Origin of the sequence: Enterobacter sp. WCHEn090032 (assembly GCF_003986875.1) — a bacterium.
Taxonomy (GTDB): Bacteria; Pseudomonadota; Gammaproteobacteria; order Enterobacterales; family Enterobacteriaceae; genus Enterobacter; species Enterobacter sichuanensis.
Window position 1 is genome coordinate 77,399 of the sequence record NZ_RXRN01000006.1, and the last position, 17,580, is coordinate 94,978.

Annotated in this window: 12 protein-coding genes; 7 read left to right on the forward strand and 5 right to left on the reverse strand. The window is 58.4% G+C overall.

Annotation, left to right across the window (positions count from 1 at the left end; translation table 11 throughout):
* The first annotated feature begins 51 nt into the window (after nt 1-51).
* Together ridA and gbpA are read left to right on the forward strand one after the other, a co-directional pair.
* Entirely contained in the window at nt 52-438 is a 387-nt protein-coding gene (gene ridA, locus EKN83_RS06815) for a 2-iminobutanoate/2-iminopropanoate deaminase (RefSeq protein ID WP_008501391.1), read from the forward strand.
* Nucleotides 439-568: 130 nt separating this feature from the next.
* Complete coding sequence (gbpA, locus tag EKN83_RS06820) at nt 569-2,023, forward strand: N-acetylglucosamine-binding protein GbpA (RefSeq protein ID WP_126800564.1); 1,455 nt, start codon at nt 569-571, stop codon at nt 2,021-2,023.
* 76 nt (nt 2,024-2,099) lie between these two features.
* Here gbpA and EKN83_RS06825 read toward each other — a convergent pair whose 3' ends face one another.
* Both EKN83_RS06825 and mgtA read right to left on the reverse strand, forming a co-directional pair.
* Entirely contained in the window at nt 2,100-4,484 is a 2,385-nt protein-coding gene (locus tag EKN83_RS06825; RefSeq protein ID WP_126800565.1) for a beta-N-acetylhexosaminidase, read from the reverse strand.
* A gap of 197 nt (nt 4,485-4,681) precedes the next feature.
* A complete protein-coding gene (mgtA, locus tag EKN83_RS06830; RefSeq protein ID WP_088244059.1) occupies nt 4,682-7,390 on the reverse strand; it encodes a magnesium-translocating P-type ATPase in 2,709 nt (902 codons plus the stop codon).
* Between the two features lie 391 nt (nt 7,391-7,781).
* Between mgtA and treR the strand changes: the two genes are divergently transcribed.
* From treR to nrdG, 5 genes are all read left to right on the forward strand, one after another.
* On the forward strand, nt 7,782-8,729 hold the full coding sequence (gene treR / locus EKN83_RS06835) for a trehalose operon repressor TreR (RefSeq protein ID WP_025759097.1): 948 nt from the start codon (nt 7,782-7,784) through the stop codon (nt 8,727-8,729).
* Nucleotides 8,730-8,856: 127 nt separating this feature from the next.
* A complete protein-coding gene (gene treB / locus EKN83_RS06840; RefSeq protein WP_025759096.1) occupies nt 8,857-10,275 on the forward strand; it encodes a PTS trehalose transporter subunit IIBC in 1,419 nt (472 codons plus the stop codon).
* Between the two features lie 51 nt (nt 10,276-10,326).
* Nucleotides 10,327-11,970: an alpha,alpha-phosphotrehalase gene (gene treC / locus EKN83_RS06845; protein WP_126800566.1), complete on the forward strand. Its 1,644-nt coding sequence runs from the start codon at nt 10,327-10,329 to the stop codon at nt 11,968-11,970.
* A gap of 376 nt (nt 11,971-12,346) precedes the next feature.
* On the forward strand, nt 12,347-14,485 hold the full coding sequence (gene nrdD / locus EKN83_RS06850) for an anaerobic ribonucleoside-triphosphate reductase (protein ID WP_047959760.1): 2,139 nt from the start codon (nt 12,347-12,349) through the stop codon (nt 14,483-14,485).
* A 105-nt stretch (nt 14,486-14,590) separates the two neighbouring features.
* The gene (gene nrdG, locus EKN83_RS06855; RefSeq protein ID WP_126800567.1) at nt 14,591-15,055 is read left to right on the forward strand and encodes an anaerobic ribonucleoside-triphosphate reductase-activating protein; all 465 of its coding nucleotides are present in this window, start codon (nt 14,591-14,593) and stop codon (nt 15,053-15,055) included.
* 3 nt (nt 15,056-15,058) lie between these two features.
* On the opposite strand, the gene EKN83_RS06860 is transcribed toward nrdG, so the two are convergent.
* The 3 genes from EKN83_RS06860 to EKN83_RS06870 all read right to left on the reverse strand — a co-directional run bounded on the left by EKN83_RS06860 (nt 15,059) and on the right by EKN83_RS06870 (nt 17,563).
* Complete coding sequence (locus tag EKN83_RS06860; RefSeq protein WP_126800568.1) at nt 15,059-15,343, reverse strand: type II toxin-antitoxin system RelE family toxin; 285 nt, start codon at nt 15,341-15,343, stop codon at nt 15,059-15,061.
* Complete coding sequence (locus EKN83_RS06865) at nt 15,333-15,575, reverse strand: type II toxin-antitoxin system RelB/DinJ family antitoxin (RefSeq protein ID WP_025759087.1); 243 nt, start codon at nt 15,573-15,575, stop codon at nt 15,333-15,335. Before EKN83_RS06865 ends, EKN83_RS06860 begins: the two co-directional genes overlap by 11 nt.
* Before the next feature lie 77 nt (nt 15,576-15,652).
* Nucleotides 15,653-17,563: a BglG family transcription antiterminator gene (locus EKN83_RS06870; protein WP_126800569.1), complete on the reverse strand. Its 1,911-nt coding sequence runs from the start codon at nt 17,561-17,563 to the stop codon at nt 15,653-15,655.
* Nucleotides 17,564-17,580: the final 17 nt, after the last annotated feature.

Sequence of the window (17,580 nt, forward strand, 5' to 3'; positions counted from 1 at the left end):
GGCTGTTATAATGGCCGGGAACATTCTTAACGCTGTCATTCTGGAGAAAACATGAGCAAAGTACTCGCGACGGAAAATGCACCCGCGGCTATCGGCCCCTACGTTCAGGGCGTTGATCTGGGCAGCATGATCATCACTTCAGGTCAGATCCCGGTGAACCCGAAAACCGGCGCGGTGCCGGAAGACGTAGCGGCACAGGCGCGTCAGTCGCTGGAAAACGTGCAGGCTATCGTGGAATCTGCAGGCCTGAAAGTGGGCGATATTGTGAAAACCACCGTTTTCGTGAAAGATCTGAACGATTTCGCGACCGTTAACGCCACTTACGAAGCCTTCTTCACCGAGCACAACGCCACCTTCCCGGCGCGCTCCTGCGTGGAAGTGGCCCGTCTGCCAAAAGACGTGAAGATTGAAATCGAAGCGATTGCGGTACGTCGCTAAGCGGTTCAACAGATCATGGGCGGCGTTGGCCGTCCATTTTTTTTGGCTATTTTTCCTCTCTCCACCGCATGACGTTTCCCGCTCGCCATTAATAACATCGCACTGCAGATTAATTATTAATGGACTAACAATGAAATTATCAAAAATTGCACTGGCGGTGGCGACCCTGACCGTTGCCTCCTCCGCACTGGCCCACGGTTATATAGAATCTCCTGCCAGCCGCGCTTATATGTGTAAGCTTGGGCAAAATATTGATTGCGGTTCCGTTCAGTATGAACCGCAGAGCGTGGAGAAAACCTCCGGCTTCCCGACCGGGGCGATGCCGCCTGACGGCCAGCTTGCCAGCGCGGGAATTGCGAATTACTCCCAGTTGGATAAACAGAGCCTGAACGCATGGACGAAAAGCCCCATGACCGCCGGCCCGCATGAATTTGTCTGGTATCACACCGCGCCGCACAAAACCACCAACTGGCGTTACTACATCACCAGACAAAACTGGGATCCGAATAAACCCCTGACCCGCGATCAGTTTGAATTAACCCCGTTCTGTACCGTGAATGGCAATGGCCAGGCCCCCGCGATGCGTAAAGCCATGACCTGCAATGTGCCGGCACGCACGGGTTATCAGGTGATTTATGGCGTCTGGGAAATTGCTGATACCGCGAACAGTTTCTACCAGGCCATTGACGTTGATTTCGGTAACGGCGGCAATGTTACCCCGGATGACGGTGCCGGCATCGAATCAGAGTGGAGCAAAGTCCTCAGCGGCCAGATTGCGGGAAATAACCTGAACGTCGGCGATAAGGTCATTGCCCGCTTCTTCGATGCGCACGGTGAAGTGACGTCCCTGCGCACGGAAATGACGATCGCCACGGTCGCGCAGGGGGATGCTAACCAGTGGTCTTACGATCTGGCGCAGAAAATTAACACCGCGCACCAGGACATTCGCGTTGGCGTGAGGGATGAGGGCGGCGAGATTAGCCCGGTTCATGGCGCGAACAGCGTATTCGTCAAAGAGGGCAGCGCCCTGCAGTCCGTTGCGATTTCGTACGAAGAGCAGAAGGTGGAGGTCAACGAAACTATCGCCGTCAGCAATTTGCACTACAGCAAAATCGAGAACGGCAATGCGACCATCACCTTCCACGTGAACACCCACGGTAACGTCGATTTCGAAGCCCACGTCATGAACCATCACGGCGCGGAAAAAGGCTATCTCAAGCAGGCGATGAACAACGCGAATCAGGACGTCACCCTGACGCTGACCGACGTTGAAGCGGGCCATCACATGCTGAAGTACTACGCCACCAATCAGGACGGCACGCTGTTTGCGCAGGATGTACTGAACCTGATGCTGGAAGATGACGCGGCGGCGGACAACAGCCCCGGTCAGCATGACTACATCTTCCCGGACAATATCGCGTCGTATAAAGCGGGTACCGTGGTGCTGCAGCCGAAAGACGGTAAGACCTACCAGTGTAAGCCATTCCCGTACAGCGGCTACTGCGTGCAGTGGAGCAAGTATGCGACCCAGTTTGAGCCGGGCACAGGTTCACACTGGAAAGAGGCGTGGGTTCTGAAGCACTAGTCCCCTCACCCTAACCCTCTCCCCAAAGGGGAGAGGGAATCGATCGAGCCCCTTTGGGGAGAGAGGCGTATTTTTGCTATTGATTCCGCGTCGCTCTGAGTAGCGTCTCCAGCGGATAGACCGCCGCAATCACCACCTCGTCCTGCACCTTCGCCGCGTTATCCAGCTCGCCCTGAATCGAGGCGATTTCTTTATCGTCCAGCGTGCCCTGCCGCGCCACCAGATCGGTGAGCCGCAGGCCAATCGACGCAAGCTTGTCGACCTCCTGAATCACCGGTTTGATCGCCTTCAGCTGATAGCTGTTTTCACTTAATGCCAGCGCGTCGCTGGTGTTGCTCTGCCAGCGGTTGAACACATGGCGCAGCGCCTCGGCGCTTTCCGCATCTTCCGCGTCGCTCACCAGACGATCGGCCCATTTGTTCATCTGCCGCACGGTGGCGCTTTCGGCGTTCAGCGCATCCGCGAAGCGGTTGAGCGGTTCAAACTGATGGTAGTTTCCGGCCTGGAACTTCAGGTGCTGCCGGGTGTAGTACTGCGCCGGTTCAACGGCCTGGGCGAGGATTTGCAGCGGCAGGGTGTCGGCATTGCCAGCAAGGCGCGTGAACTGCACCTGCTGCTGGGTGTGCTGTTGTAGCCCGACCGACACCGTCGACCAGCTGTCCATCGCCTGCAGGCGAGTGTACATGTTGTCGACGTCGTTGACGTCCTGTGCGGACCACAGACGCTCCGCAACCGCAAACGTACGCGGCCACAGGCGGATATCGAGCACCGGCGCCACCACGTTTTCCGCCCACAGCGCGGCTTCACCGCCGAGCAGGTTAACCTGATGCGCGGCGTCCGGCACCACCGGCGGCGTCCCTTCAGGGACCTCGTCCAGACGCGTGCCGCTAATCGGATAGCGGACGTTCCCCACCAGGAAGTAGCCGGTGAGCTTATCGTTATCCACCGATACCACCGGACGGGTTTCCCCCATCCAGGTGTCGACGGTAAAGGTCACCTGGTTGTCATCGCGCCAGGTAATGTCCTGCACCGCGCGGCGGGATTTGCCGGCAAAATCAATAAACCCACGCCAGCCTGTTTCCCCTTTCACCAGCGTGAAGCTTCCCTCCACCGGCTTCCCCTTCAGGCGCGGCATAGAGAAGGCCCAGCTCTGGGCGCTGTCGGTGTCTGCGATGACATCCACGCCGTTTAAGCCCTGCGGGACGATCTCGTTGCGGTAGTGGTAGGCGGTAGACTGCGGCTGATCGAGATAGAAGCCCGTAGAGAGGATCCCTTTATAGCCGTTCTGCGCCACCTGCCCCAGCGCGTCCTGCCCCTGCCAGGACTGGATCAGAATGCTTTTCGGCAGATCGGGATGGTAGATCTCGTCCCAGCCGACCATCTGCCGGTGATGTTTCTCAAGGATCGTTTCCAGCCTGCGGTTGAAGTAAGCCTGCAGCGCCTGGCTGTCAGCAAGCTTCTTATCGCGCATAAACTGCTGAATGGCCGGGTTCGCTTTCCACTGGCTGTCGTCCACCTCGTCACCGCCGATATGCAGATATGGATCGGGGAAGATCGCCGCCAGTTCGCTGACCATCGCCTCAGCAAAGGTGTAAGTCGCCTCTTTGGCCGGGTCCAGCACCGGCTTCAGCACGCCCCAGTGGCGCTCCATCTGATACGGCCCCGGCGCGCTCATCAGCTCCGGGTAGGCCACCGCGATGGCCGAGGCGTGGCCCGGCATGTCGATTTCCGGCACCACGCGGATGCCGCGCTCGGTAGCGTAACGCACAATCTCGCGCATCTGTTCCGGAGTGTAGTACAGGCCATCGCTGGCAAGCCGGGTCAGTTTGGGATAGCGCGTCGAGCTGAAGCGCCAGCCCTGATCGTCGGTGAGATGCCAGTGCAGCACGTTTAGCTTGGCCGCAGCCATGCCGTCAATCTGGCGTTTAATATCCGGCAGCGGGATAAAGTGGCGCGCCGAGTCCAGCAGCAGCCCGCGCCACGGGAAGCGCGGGGAATCCTCAATCGACACCCACGGCAGGGAGGTGTTTTCCGTGCCGTTTTGCATCAGCTGAAGCAGGGTTTCCATGGCGCGCAGCGCGCCGAAGCGGGTGTTGGCGGAGATATCCACCCCGTTGGCATCCACCGTCAGCTTATAGCTTTCGTCGCTGTCCGGCAGCGGCTGCGGCTTCACTTTTTTGGCAATGGCAATGCGGATGGTCGGTTTTTCCGGCTTATCAGCCTGCGGCTGGAGCGTCCAGCCGGTTTGCAGGGCGATACGCTGACGCAGACGGTTCACCGCATCACCGAGATCGTCCCCGCTGACGCTTACGGAAACGTTGTTGCTCAGCACCAGTGCGCCCTGGGTGGTTGGGCGTTCGACCTTCGCAGGCCAGGGCATCAACGGGAGATCGCCTGCCGGGGCGGCAAACGCCGACGCGCCGAGCAGCAGCCCGGCGGTTAAGAGACTGTACCGTAACATGAATGTTCCTTATCTGACGGGCCAAATAAAGGCAAAACATTCTGTTAACATGCGCTCAATTTGTCGTCAAGCGAATGCGCTGACGGAGATCACAGGTTATTGAATTTGGGAGGAAACGTATCCCCTCTCCCCAATGGGGCGAGGGGGTCATAGTCCCCTCTCCCTTTCAGGGAGAGGGTTAGGGTGAGGGTGTGTTTTTACTGCCACCCATACCGACGCGCATAGAACCCTTTCACCATCTGCGTCAGCACCATATAACCGGCGAGGATCGCCACCAGCCACGGGAAATAGCTCAGCGGCAACGCCTGCAGCTGCAGGTAACCTGCGAGCGGTGAGAACGGCAGTGCGATACCCAGCGCCATCACAATCCCCGTCATCACAATCAGCGGCCACGCGGCATGGCTCTGGAGGAACGGAATGCGGCGGGTGCGGATCATATGCACAATCAGCGTCTGCGACAGCAGTCCCACCACGAACCAGCCGGACTGGAACAGGGTCTGATGTTCCGGGGTGTTGGCGTGGAACACAAACCACATCAGGCAGAAGGTCAGGATGTCAAAGATGGAGCTGATGGGGCCAAAGAACAGCATAAAGCGACCCAGATCCGCCGGGTTCCAGCGCTGCGGTTTCTGGATCTGCTCGTCGTCGACGTTATCAAACGGGATCGCCACCTGAGAGACATCGTACATCAGGTTCTGGATCAACAGATGCAGCGGCAGCATCGGCAGAAACGGCAGAAAGGCGCTCGCCACCAGCACGCTGAAGACGTTACCGAAGTTGGAGCTGGCGGTCATCTTGATGTACTTGAGCATGTTGGCGAAGGTGCGACGGCCTTCAATGACGCCCTCTTCCAGCACCATCAGGCTCTTTTCCAGCAGGATGATATCCGCCGCTTCGCGGGCGATATCCACCGCCCCGTCAACGGAGATACCAATATCCGCCGCACGCAGCGCCGGCGCGTCGTTGATGCCGTCGCCCATAAAGCCCACCACGTGCCCTTCGCGACGTAACAGGGTAACAATGCGCTCTTTGTGCATCGGCGTCAGACGGGCAAACAGCGTGGTGCGCCGGGCAAGCTGAGCCAGCTCGTCATCGGAGAGCGGTTCAATGTCGCTCCCCACCACCACGTCACCCGCGTCCAGCCCCACTTCATGGCACACTTTGGCCGCCACCAGCTCGCTGTCGCCGGTGAGGATTTTCACGGTGATACCGCTCGCCTTCAGCGCTTTCAGCGCCGGGGCGGTGGTCTCTTTCGGCGGATCGAGGAAGGCGATGTAACCCTCGAGGATCAGATCGGATTCGTCGATTCGCTGATAGTCCCCCTCGCGCGCGGGCAGGAATTTGCTCGCCACCGCCACCACCCGCAGCCCCTGTCGGTTCAGGTTATCGGTGACGCGCCTGATGCGGCGCAGCATGGTGTCATCCAGCGGCACGATGTCGCCGTTATAGCGCACCTGCGTCGACACGTTCAGGATCTCCTGCAGCGCCCCTTTGCAGATCAGCTGATGGACATCTGCCTGCTCGCTTACCACCACCGACATCCGGCGGCGCTCGAAATCGAACGGGATCTCATCCACCTTCTGCCAGCGGCCGGAGAGCGTGCGGGCAGCCTCCTCGTCCACCCCTTCCAGCACCGCCACGTCGAGCAGGTTTTTCAGCCCGGTCTGGTAGTGGCTGTTCAGCCAGGCGCTGTGCAGCACGCGCTCGCTGGTTTTGCCGGAAATATCGGTGTGGTTCTCCAGCACGATTTTGTCCTGCGTCAGGGTGCCGGTTTTATCGGTGCAGAGAATGTCCATCGCGCCAAAGTTCTGAATGGCGTCGAGGTGTTTGACGATCACTTTCTGTTTAGAGAGCTTCACCGCCCCGCGCGCCAGCGTGGAGGTGACGATCATCGGCAGCATTTCCGGGGTTAAGCCAACGGCCACGGAGAGCGCAAACAGCGCCGCTTCCCACCAGTCGCCTTTGGTGTAGCCGTTGATCAGCAGCACGATCGGCGTCATCACCATCATAAAGCGGATCAGCAGCATGCTGACGCGGCCAATCCCTTTCTGGAAAGCATTCGGTTCGCTCTCCTGCTCGCTGACGCGCCCGGCAAGCTGACCAAACCAGGTGTTGCCTCCGGTGGCGGTGACGATCGCCTGCGCCGTACCGCTGACCACCGTGGTGCCCATAAAGCACAGGGTGTCGCACTCAAGCGGGTTCATCTGCTGCGGGTCGCGGCTGCGCGCCACCTTTTCAACCGGCAGGGATTCCCCGGTCAGGGAGGCCTGGGCCACGAACAGATCCCGTGCCTGGATGATGCGTAAATCCGCCGGGATCATATCCCCCGCGGCCAGCTTCACCAGATCGCCCGGCACCAGCTGGTCGATAGGCAGCTCCACCCAGGCGTTTTCACCGAGATCGTTGATCACGCGCGAGACGGTTGCGGTGTTGCTGACCATCGCCTTCAGGGCGTCCGCCGCTTTGGTGGAGCGGGCCTCCTGGATAAAGTTCAGCAGCGTGGAGATCCCCACCATCAGGGCGATCACGCCTGCGGCAAACAGATCTTCAGTGGCGTAAGAGATCGCGCCAAGTACCGTCAGCAGTAAATTAAACGGGTTGCGGTAGCAGAGCCACAGATGCACCCACCACGGAGACGGCTTTTGCGCCGGGATCTGATTATCTCCGTGCACGGCGCGGATTTTTTCCACTTCTGCCGCGTTCAGCCCTTCCGGATGACCACCAAACGCGCGCCAGACTTCGTTTTCATCCATCGCCGCCACGTTCAGGCAGCGTTCGGTCAGGGACGCGGGGATCGCGGCGCCCGCCATGTTTTTGGCCGTGGGCAGCGGGTCGCGCTGAACAAGACGGTGTGGCAGGTGGCGGCTCAGCAGGGCCTGCAGCTGCCGGGTGATATTTTTAAACATAGTCATTCCTCCGCATCCGCAAGCGCGGACGCAGCTTTTCCTTCAGGCGTGGCAATGCCGTACCTGAGCGGCACTCAATTTTTCAAGCAGGAACGTGTATGACGCTGCTGCCTCACATCACCGGTGAGTCAGCAACGGGCTGGCTTACCGGAAAGAACGTCTTCTCCCGTTCAGGAGAGGTGTGGGATCGGGATCCATAAAGCCTCCGGTAAGTAAAAATGAGGGGTACGCCGCGCAGTATAAGGATTTAACCGTACCCTAAGCGACGCTTCGGGCGGTATTATACCCCCCCTCAAATAAACCGAACGTAAACCAGACTTTGCCCATAGCGAATTGGCGCTATAGCATTAGGCTCATTTGACACCGTTATCGTTGTTACAGGGAATACAGCATGCAGAACCGCCTTACGATTAAAGACATCGCGCGTTTAAGCGGCGTGGGGAAATCCACCGTGTCGCGCGTGCTGAACAACGAAAGTGGGGTCAGCGAACGCACCCGCGAACGCGTTGAGGCGGTCATGAACCAGCACGGCTTTTCCCCTTCCCGCTCCGCGCGCGCCATGCGCGGACAGAGTGACAAAGTGGTGGCGATCATTGTCTCGCGTCTGGATTCGCTCTCTGAAAACCTCGCCGTGCAGACCATGCTGCCCGCCTTCTATGAGCAGGGTTATGACCCGATCATGATGGAGAGCCAGTTCTCTGTGCAGCTGGTTGAAGAGCACCTGGGTATGCTTCAGCGGCGCAACATTGACGGCGTGGTGCTGTTTGGCTTTACCGGCATCAAAGAGGAGATGCTGAAACCCTGGCAGCCGTCGCTGGTGCTGCTGGCGCGCGATGCCCACGGTTTTGCGTCTGTCTGCTATGACGACGAAGGGGCGATTATTACCCTGATGCAGCGCCTGTATGACAAAGGCCATCGCCACATCAGCTACCTCGGCGTTCCCCATGCGGACGTCACCACCGGCAAGCGTCGTCATGAAGCCTACCTGGCCTTTTGCAAAAAACACAATCTCTCCGCCGTGGCCTCCCTGCCGGGTCTCGGCATGAAGCAGGGCTACGAGCAGGTCGCCAGCGTCCTGACGCCGCAAACCACCGCGCTGGTGTGCGCCACGGATACCCTGGCGCTGGGTGCGAGCAAATATTTACAGGAACAACGCATCGATAACCTGCAGGTAGCGAGCGTGGGCAGCACACCGCTGATGAAGTTTTTACACCCGGAAATTATCACCGTCGATCCGGGCTACGCGGAGTCCGGCAGGCAGGCTGCCGCGCAGCTGATCGAGCAGATCAACGGACGCGCTGAGCCGCGTCAGATTGTTATTCCCGCCCACCTTTCATAACCCACATAAATCGGTTTATTGTGATCTTCGCCCGATTTCGGGAACGTTCCCATTTTCGCCGTCACGCTGAAGGAGTAGGCTTGCGCTCAGGTCATTACACCCCTCCCATCTGTCATGAGGTTTCATGATGAGTAAAGTCAAACAAGCAGATATTGATCAGTTGATCGTCCTGGTCGGCGGCCGCGAAAACATCGCCACCGTCAGCCATTGCATTACCCGCCTGCGCTTCGTGCTGAACGATCCGGCTAAAGCCAACCCGAAGGCCATTGAAGAGCTCTCGATGGTGAAAGGCTGCTTTACCAACGCCGGGCAATTCCAGGTGGTGATTGGTACCGAAGTGGGCGATTACTATCAGGCTCTGCTGGCGACGACGGGGCACTCCTCCGCCGATAAAGAGCAGGCGAAGAAGGCCGCGCGTCAGAATATGAAATGGCACGAGCAGCTGATCTCCCACTTCGCGGAGATCTTCTTCCCGCTGCTGCCGGCGCTGATCAGCGGAGGCTTGATTTTAGGCTTCCGCAACGTCATCGGTGATGTGCCGATGAGCGACGGCAAAACCCTGGCGCAGATCTATCCGGCGCTGAAAACCGTATACGACTTCCTGTGGCTGATTGGCGAAGCGATCTTCTTCTATCTGCCGGTGGGAATTTGCTGGTCCGCGGTGCGCAAGATGGGCGGTACCCCAATTCTGGGTATCGTGCTGGGCGTCACGCTGGTCTCTCCGCAGTTAATGAACGCTTACTTACTTGGTCAGCAGGTCCCGGAGGTGTGGAACTTTGGCCTGTTTACCATCGCCAAAGTGGGCTATCAGGCACAGGTCATTCCGGCCCTGCTGGCTGGTCTGGCGCTGGGCTTTATTGAAACGCGTCTGAAGCGCATCGTGCCGGATTATCTCTATCTGGTGGTGGTGCCGGTCTGCTCGCTGATTCTGGCCGTGTTCCTGGCGCACGCCTTTATCGGTCCGTTTGGCCGCATGATTGGCGACGGCGTGGCCTTCGCGGTCCGTCATCTGATGACCGGCAGCTTTGCGCCGATTGGTGCCGCGCTGTTTGGCTTCCTGTACGCCCCGCTGGTGATCACCGGCGTACACCAGACCACGCTGGCCATTGATATGCAGATGATCCAGAGCCTTGGCGGAACGCCGGTCTGGCCGATTATCGCCCTGTCTAACATCGCTCAGGCATCGGCGGTCACGGGCATTATCCTTGTCAGCCGTAAGCATAACGAGCGTGAGATCTCCGTTCCGGCCGCCATCTCCGCTTACCTCGGCGTCACTGAACCGGCCATGTACGGCATCAACCTGAAATACCGCTTCCCGATGCTCTGCGCGATGATCGGTTCCGGTCTGGCAGGCCTGGTGTGTGGTCTGAACGGCGTGATGGCGAACGGGATCGGCGTCGGGGGTCTGCCGGGCATCCTCTCTATCCAGCCCGCTTACTGGCAGGTGTTTGCCCTCGCGATGGCCATTGCGATCATCGTCCCCATGGCGCTCACCACCGTGGTTTATCAGCGTAAGTTCCGTCAGGGCGCGCTGCAGATTGTTTAACATTATCTTTCGGGGCGCAGTTGCGCCCCTTCGCATTTGCAGGAACGCATTATGAATACCCTTCCTCACTGGTGGCAGAACGGCGTCATCTATCAGATTTACCCAAAGAGTTTTCAGGACACCACCGGCAGCGGCACCGGTGATTTACGCGGCGTGACGCAGCGGCTGGACTACCTCAAAACCCTCGGCATCGATGCCATCTGGCTGACGCCGTTCTATATCTCCCCGCAGGTGGATAACGGCTACGACGTGGCGAACTACACCGCCATCGACCCGGCCTACGGCACGCTGGATGATTTTGACGCGCTGGTGGCCGGTGCGCACGCGCGCGGCATTCGCATCGTGCTGGATATGGTGTTTAACCACACCTCCACGCAGCACGCCTGGTTCCGGGAATCGCTGAACAAAGCCAGTCCGTACCGCCAGTTTTACATCTGGCGCGACGGCACACCGGAGCAGCTTCCTAACAACTGGCGCTCCAAGTTCGGCGGCAACGCCTGGCGCTGGCACGCCGAGAGCGAGCAGTATTACCTGCACCTGTTCGCCCCGGAGCAGGCAGATCTCAACTGGGAGAACCCGGACGTGCGCGCCGAGCTGAAAAAAGTGTGCGAGTTCTGGGCCGACAGGGGCGTGGATGGCCTGCGTCTCGACGTCATTAACCTGATTTCGAAAGATCAGGATTTCCCGAATGACGAAACCGGTGACGGCCGCCGTTTCTATACAGACGGGCCGCGCATCCACGAGTATCTGCAGGAGATGAGCCGCGACGTCTTCACCCCACGTAATTTGATGACGGTGGGCGAGATGTCCTCGACCTCGCTGGAGAACTGCCAGCAATACGCGTCGCTCGACGGCCGCGAGCTGTCGATGACCTTTAACTTCCACCACCTGAAGGTCGATTATCCCGGCGGCGAAAAATGGACGAAGGCGAAGCCGGACTTCGTTGCGCTGAAAACCCTCTTCCGTCACTGGCAGCAGGGCATGCACAACAAAGCCTGGAATGCGCTGTTCTGGTGTAACCACGACCAGCCGCGCATTGTGTCGCGCTTCGGTGACGAAGGAGAATACCGCGTTCACGCCGCGAAGATGCTCGGCATGGTGCTGCACGGCATGCAGGGCACCCCGTATATCTACCAGGGCGAAGAGCTCGGTATGACCAACCCGCATTTCAGCCGCATCACCGATTATCGCGACGTGGAAAGTCTGAATATGTTCGCCGAACTGCGGGCCAACGGTCGCGATCCGGAGGAATTACTGGCTATCCTGGCAAGTAAGTCCCGAGACAACGGCCGCACGCCGATGCAGTGGGATGCCTCGCACAACGCGGGGTTCAGCGAGGGCGAGCCGTGGATTGGCGTCTGCGATAACTACGAAACCGTCAACGTCCGCGCGGCGCTGGATGACCCGGACTCGGTGTTTTACACCTACCAGTCTCTCATCAGCCTGCGCAAAACCCTGCCGGTGCTGACGTGGGGGGATTATGAGGATCTGCTGCCGGAGCACCCATCCCTGTGGTGCTATCGCCGCCAGTGGCAGGGGCAGACGCTGATGGTAGTGGCGAACCTGAGCGATAAACCTCATGAATGGACGACTGACCTCCTGAGCGGCGCGTGGCAAACGGTGATAAGCAACTACCCGTCGCCGCAGAAAACGACGCTGCGTCCGTTTGAGGCCGTCTGGTGGTTACAGGCGTAATACCTTCACCGGGCGCATCCGTTGCGCCCGGTGTACTTTACTGTTTTTGTTGAATAATTAATCAGATTTTTCCTTTCCGCATTTACAATCGCTACAGCGCCCGCCGTTTGTACTCTCGTCTTTTTACTTTGTTCTGAATCAAATAAATCGCAAACATGTTTGATGCAAATCACTATATGTAGCACTTAAAATGCACGCCGACCCAACATCTTGTATTAATCGTCTACTATTCCAACAACAAGACGGCGACTCCGCTCTCCGGAATTGTGGATAACAAGGGTCAGAAACGAGGGAAGTGACTGGCCGGTCTCAGGATCTGTCCGGTGAATACTTCTCCGCCTCTGTGGATAACCTGTTTTTAAAAAATGGAGTGATCATGACACCGCATGTGATGAAACGTGATGGCTGTAAAGTGCCGTTTAAATCAGAGCGCATTCAGGAAGCCATTCTGCGTGCAGCTAAAGCAGCGGGAGTCGATGACGCAGATTACTGCGCCACCGTCGCAGACGTCGTTAGCCGCCAGATGAATGAACGCAGCCAGGTCGATATTAACGAGATCCAGACCGCGGTTGAGAACCAGCTGATGGCGGGGCCCTACAAACAGCTGGCGCGTGCTTACATTGAGTACCGCCACGATCGTGACGTACAGCGTGAGAAGCGCGGCCGCCTGAACCAGGAGATCCGTGGCCTGGTGGAGCAGACCAACTCCGCCCTGCTCAATGAAAACGCCAACAAAGACAGCAAGGTTATCCCTACCCAGCGCGATCTGCTGGCCGGTATCGTGGCGAAACACTATGCTCGTCAGCATCTGCTGCCGCGCGACGTGGTGTCGGCGCACGAGCGCGGCGAGATCCACTACCACGATCTCGACTACTCGCCCTTCTTCCCGATGTTCAACTGCATGCTGATCGACCTGAAAGGCATGCTGACCCACGGCTTTAAAATGGGTAATGCCGAGATTGAGCCGCCGAAGTCGATCTCCACAGCGACGGCTGTTACCGCCCAGATCATCGCGCAGGTCGCGAGCCATATTTACGGTGGGACCACCATTAACCGTATCGACGAGGTGCTGGCCCCGTTCGTGACGGCAAGCTTCAATAAACACCGTAAAACGGCCGAAGAGTGGCAAATCCCGGACGCCGACGGCTACGCGCACTCCCGTACCGAGAAAGAGTGCTATGACGCGTTCCAGTCTCTTGAGTATGAGGTGAATACCCTGCATACCGCCAACGGCCAGACGCCGTTTGTGACCTTCGGTTTTGGTCTGGGCACCAGCTGGGAATCGCGTCTTATCCAGCAGTCCATTCTGCGCAACCGTATCTCCGGGCTCGGTAAAAACCGCAAAACCGCCGTGTTTCCGAAACTGGTGTTCGCCATCCGCGACGGTCTGAACCACAAATCTGGCGATCCGAACTACGACATCAAACAGCTGGCGCTGGAGTGCGCGAGCAAGCGTATGTACCCGGACATTCTGAACTACGACCAGGTGGTGAAGGTCACCGGTTCATTTAAAACGCCGATGGGCTGCCGCAGCTTCCTCGGCGTGTACGAAGACGAAAACGGTGAGCAGATCCACGACGGGCGCAACAACCTGGGCGTTATCAGTCTGAACCTGCCGCGCATCGCGCTGGAAGCGAAAGGTAACGAGGACGCCTTCTGGACGCTGCTGGACGAGCGTCTGCAGCTGGCGCGTAAAGCGCTGATGACCCGCATTGCGCGTCTCGAAGGGGTCAAAGCCCGTGTCGCCCCTATTCTCTATATGGAAGGGGCCTGCGGCGTGCGTCTGAAAGCGGACGATGACGTGTCTGAGATCTTCAAAAACGGTCGCGCGTCAATTTCGCTGGGCTATATCGGTATCCACGAGACCATCAACGCGCTGTTTGGCGATACGCATATGTACGACAGCGCCGTGCTGCGTGAGAAAGGCATCGCTATCGTCCAGCGTCTGCGCGACGCGGTGGACCAGTGGAAAGAGGAGACCGGCTACGGCTTCAGCCTCTACAGCACGCCGAGCGAAAACCTGTGCGACCGCTTCTGCCGTCTGGACACCGCCGAGTTTGGCATTGTCGAAGGCGTGACCGACAAAGGGTACTACACCAACAGCTTCCACCTCGACGTGGAGAAAAAGGTGAACCCGTACGACAAGATCGACTTCGAAGCGGCGTATCCGCCTATCGCCAGCGGCGGCTTCATTTGCTACGGCGAGTATCCGAACATTCAGCACAACCTGAAGGCGCTGGAAGACGTGTGGGATTACAGCTACCAGCACGTGCCGTATTACGGAACCAACACGCCGATAGACGAGTGCTACGAGTGCGGTTTTACCGGTGAGTTTGAATGTACGAGTAAAGGCTTTACCTGCCCGAAATGTGGCAATCACGATGCGGCTCGCGTCTCCGTGACCCGCCGCGTGTGCGGCTACCTCGGCAGCCCGGACGCGCGTCCGTTTAACGCCGGTAAGCAGGAAGAGGTGAAGCGCCGCGTGAAGCATCTGGGGAATGGGCAGATCGGTTAATCCGCTGCCACGTTAATGCCGGGTGGCGCTGCGCTTACCGGGCCTACGGACCACACTCTTTTGTAGGCCGGGTAAGCGCAGCGCCACCCGGCGTGGTTATTCGCAATGAACTATCACCAGTACTACCCCGTCGACATCGTTAACGGCCCCGGCACCCGCTGCACCCTGTTCGTTTCCGGCTGCGTGCACGAGTGCCCCGGCTGCTATAACAAAAGCACCTGGCGCCTCAATTCCGGCATGCCGTTTACCGCTGAGATGGCAGACAGGATCATCAACGACCTGAACGACACGCGCATCAAACGCCAGGGGATTTCGCTCTCCGGCGGCGATCCGCTGCATCCGCAAAACGTGCCGGATATTCTGAAGCTGGTGAAACGCATTCGCCGCGAATGTGCGGGAAAAGACATCTGGGTCTGGACGGGCTATAAGCTGGATGAACTGAATGCGGCTCAGAGGGAGGTCGTGGACCTGATTAACGTGCTGGTCGACGGCAAGTTTATGCAGGATTTAAAAGACCCGTCGCTTATCTGGCGAGGCAGCAGTAACCAGGTCGTGCATTATCTGCGGTAAACGCTAAAGCCGTTTGTTTGCGTCATGATAAACGGCCGAATGTTCTCTTTTCCCAATGGCAATAACAACGACTTTCACTACTTCGTCCTGAACCTGATAGACCAGGCGATAGCCGGACGCTTTAAGTTTTATTTTGTAACAATCAGGCAGGCCGTGTAAACGAGCTGATTCGTTCCAGGGTTTCGCCAGCACCTCGGCAAGTTTTTTCTTAAACTGCGCTTTCACCGTATCACCCAGCTTATGCCACTCCTTTAACGCCCTCGGGTCAAATACCAGTTCATAAGTCATCCAGACTAACCTTAACGCCCTTTTGCGGATTAGCCAGTCGCTCCCGGACCGTCTGTATCAGCGCATCTTCACTGTCGCTAATCGTGACCGTTTTCACGGGCATGCGCCCCGTTTCAGCAACGTATTGAAACAGTAACCGCACGGCTTCCGTTGGGGTGATGTTGAGTTTTTCCAGCACGGCGTAAGCCTCGTTTTTGAGTTTGTCATCCAGACGGACGTTAAGCGTGGCCATTATGCCTCCAGTAGAACGGAATATGTAATGCATTTTAGCATTACATTCGCATTACATCGAATTCTGGATAACGCCTCTCAAAACCGACTCAAACTCTCCATCGCCACCGCCTTAAACCCGGCAAAATCCCTGCAGCCACAGAGCCGCGACATCGCCCGTTCGCGCAGGAAGGTGACGAAGATATCGTAAATCGCCATCGCCTCTTCGTACTCGCTTTTGCTGATGGCGAGCAGGAAGATGACGTGCGCGGTCTCGTCACCCCACGGGATGCCCTGCGGGGCGAGGACGGTATAGACCACCGTTTTCTGCGCCAGCAGGCCGAGGGAGTGCGGCAGCGCGATGCCGTCCCCGAGCATGGTGCTGACGATGGCCTCACGCTCAACGACCGACTCCAGAAAGGCTTCCCCCACAAAGCCCTCTTCTTCAAGCTGTTCGCACAGCTCCCGGAACAGGGTCTGCTGGTCAACAGGCGTGTTAATAATGCGGAAATGGGCTGCGTCAAAGTATTTATCCAGCATCCACGGGCGGGTGCGGTCCACCAGCACCAGCTTGCCGATCTGCTCCAGCTGGTAATCCGTCGGGAACGGGGCAATCATCACCACCGGTTTCGACTTTTCGCTGACGCGGACGGTGGAAATAACAAAATCTTCGCTGATGGATTCCGCCTGTTCGTACTCGCGCAGGGTGAGGGTGCGCGTCATCTCAATTTGCGGGTATTTGCGCTGCAGCACCGCCTCAATCATGCGCACCATGGCGTTACCGGCGTCACACACCAGCAGCACGCGCGGCTGGCGCTGGTAGCCAATGTTGTAGTGGCGCTCCAGCCCGACGCCGATGTGCAGCACCAGGAAGCCAATCTCGTTTTCGCTGATCACATACGGCGTATATTTGCCCCAGCTCGACACCGCCGCCAGGGTCATATCCCACGCCATCGGGTAGTGCTGCTTGATGTTATCAAGCAGCGGATTCGGGATCATGATTTGATACCGCACGCGGGTGATCATGGTTTTGATGTGCGTGAGCAGATCCGCATGCAGCTGTTCGTCGCTGAGCAGGTTGTAGTTATAGTGGGTGTTAATGTAGCGCAGGATATAGTTAACCAGCGCTTCGTCGTCGTCGGCATTAATGGCGCTGGGCGCAATCTCCTGGATCTGCCGCGCGGCGATGTGGACGCACAGCCAGCTCTCCTCCGAAGGTGAAAGCGCTTTGCCCGCCAGCTGCTGGAGGGTCACGGCAATTTCTTTCGCCGCCTCTCGCACGTTCTCTTCCACGTCTTCGGCATGGAATTCCGGCAGCGGGTAACCTTCGCTGATGCGGCGCACCGACACCGCGCAGTACAGGCGCAGGAACAGCTCGCCTTCGTCGGTCAGGCGGATGTGATGATGCGTCAGTGCGTCATGCAGCACCGGTACCATCTGCTCCGCCACGCCCGCATTCAGCGCAACCTCCGTCACCAGTGGATTCAGGCTGTCCTGCTGGGCCAGCTCCCAGAGCAGATCGGTCAGGCACGCGCGGATCGCCATCTCGCTGCCAAACAGCTTCATCCCGTGGCGAGGACGGGTTTCCAGCGTCAGGTTATAGCGGTGGAACCACTCGCGCACCTCGGCCATGTCGCTCTGCAGCGTGGCGCGGCTGACGAACCACTCGTCCGCCAGATCCTCAAGCTTGAGGGAAAAGGCCGAGGTCAGAAAACGCACCACCAGATAGTGCACGCGCTCCGGCCCGGTCCGCGGAATGCGCAGCGCGCGCGGGTGAGAGGCCTGCAGCTGCTGATAGCGCTCGGCATCCTCAATTTTGAGCTGGTAGCCGTTGCCCCGGCTCAGAATGAACTGTGCGCCGTGGCCTGCCAGCAGCGCGTTGAGGGCGGTGATATCCGCACGGACGGTTCGCGTGGAGACCGACAGCCGCTGCGCCAGCTCGTCCTGTGGCAGCGTCTCGTTTTGCAACAGATCGAAAAGTTGCGCTAAACGTTGGTTCGGGAATCGCACGTCGTTGTCCTCTTACG

What these genes read in the sequence shown, in the direction of transcription:
- mgtA (WP_088244059.1), bottom strand. Translation starts at nt 7,390, where the DNA reads ATGTTTAAAAATATCACCCGGCAGCTGCAGGCCCTGCTGAGCCGCCAC.
- gbpA (WP_126800564.1), top strand. Translation starts at nt 569, where the DNA reads ATGAAATTATCAAAAATTGCACTGGCGGTGGCGACCCTGACCGTTGCC.
- treC (WP_126800566.1), top strand. Translation starts at nt 10,327, where the DNA reads ATGAATACCCTTCCTCACTGGTGGCAGAACGGCGTCATCTATCAGATT.
- nrdD (WP_047959760.1), top strand. Translation starts at nt 12,347, where the DNA reads ATGACACCGCATGTGATGAAACGTGATGGCTGTAAAGTGCCGTTTAAA.
- EKN83_RS06865 (WP_025759087.1), bottom strand. Translation starts at nt 15,575, where the DNA reads ATGGCCACGCTTAACGTCCGTCTGGATGACAAACTCAAAAACGAGGCT.
- EKN83_RS06860 (WP_126800568.1), bottom strand. Translation starts at nt 15,343, where the DNA reads ATGACTTATGAACTGGTATTTGACCCGAGGGCGTTAAAGGAGTGGCAT.
- treB (WP_025759096.1), top strand. Translation starts at nt 8,857, where the DNA reads ATGAGTAAAGTCAAACAAGCAGATATTGATCAGTTGATCGTCCTGGTC.
- treR (WP_025759097.1), top strand. Translation starts at nt 7,782, where the DNA reads ATGCAGAACCGCCTTACGATTAAAGACATCGCGCGTTTAAGCGGCGTG.
- EKN83_RS06825 (WP_126800565.1), bottom strand. Translation starts at nt 4,484, where the DNA reads ATGTTACGGTACAGTCTCTTAACCGCCGGGCTGCTGCTCGGCGCGTCG.
- nrdG (WP_126800567.1), top strand. Translation starts at nt 14,591, where the DNA reads ATGAACTATCACCAGTACTACCCCGTCGACATCGTTAACGGCCCCGGC.
- ridA (WP_008501391.1), top strand. Translation starts at nt 52, where the DNA reads ATGAGCAAAGTACTCGCGACGGAAAATGCACCCGCGGCTATCGGCCCC.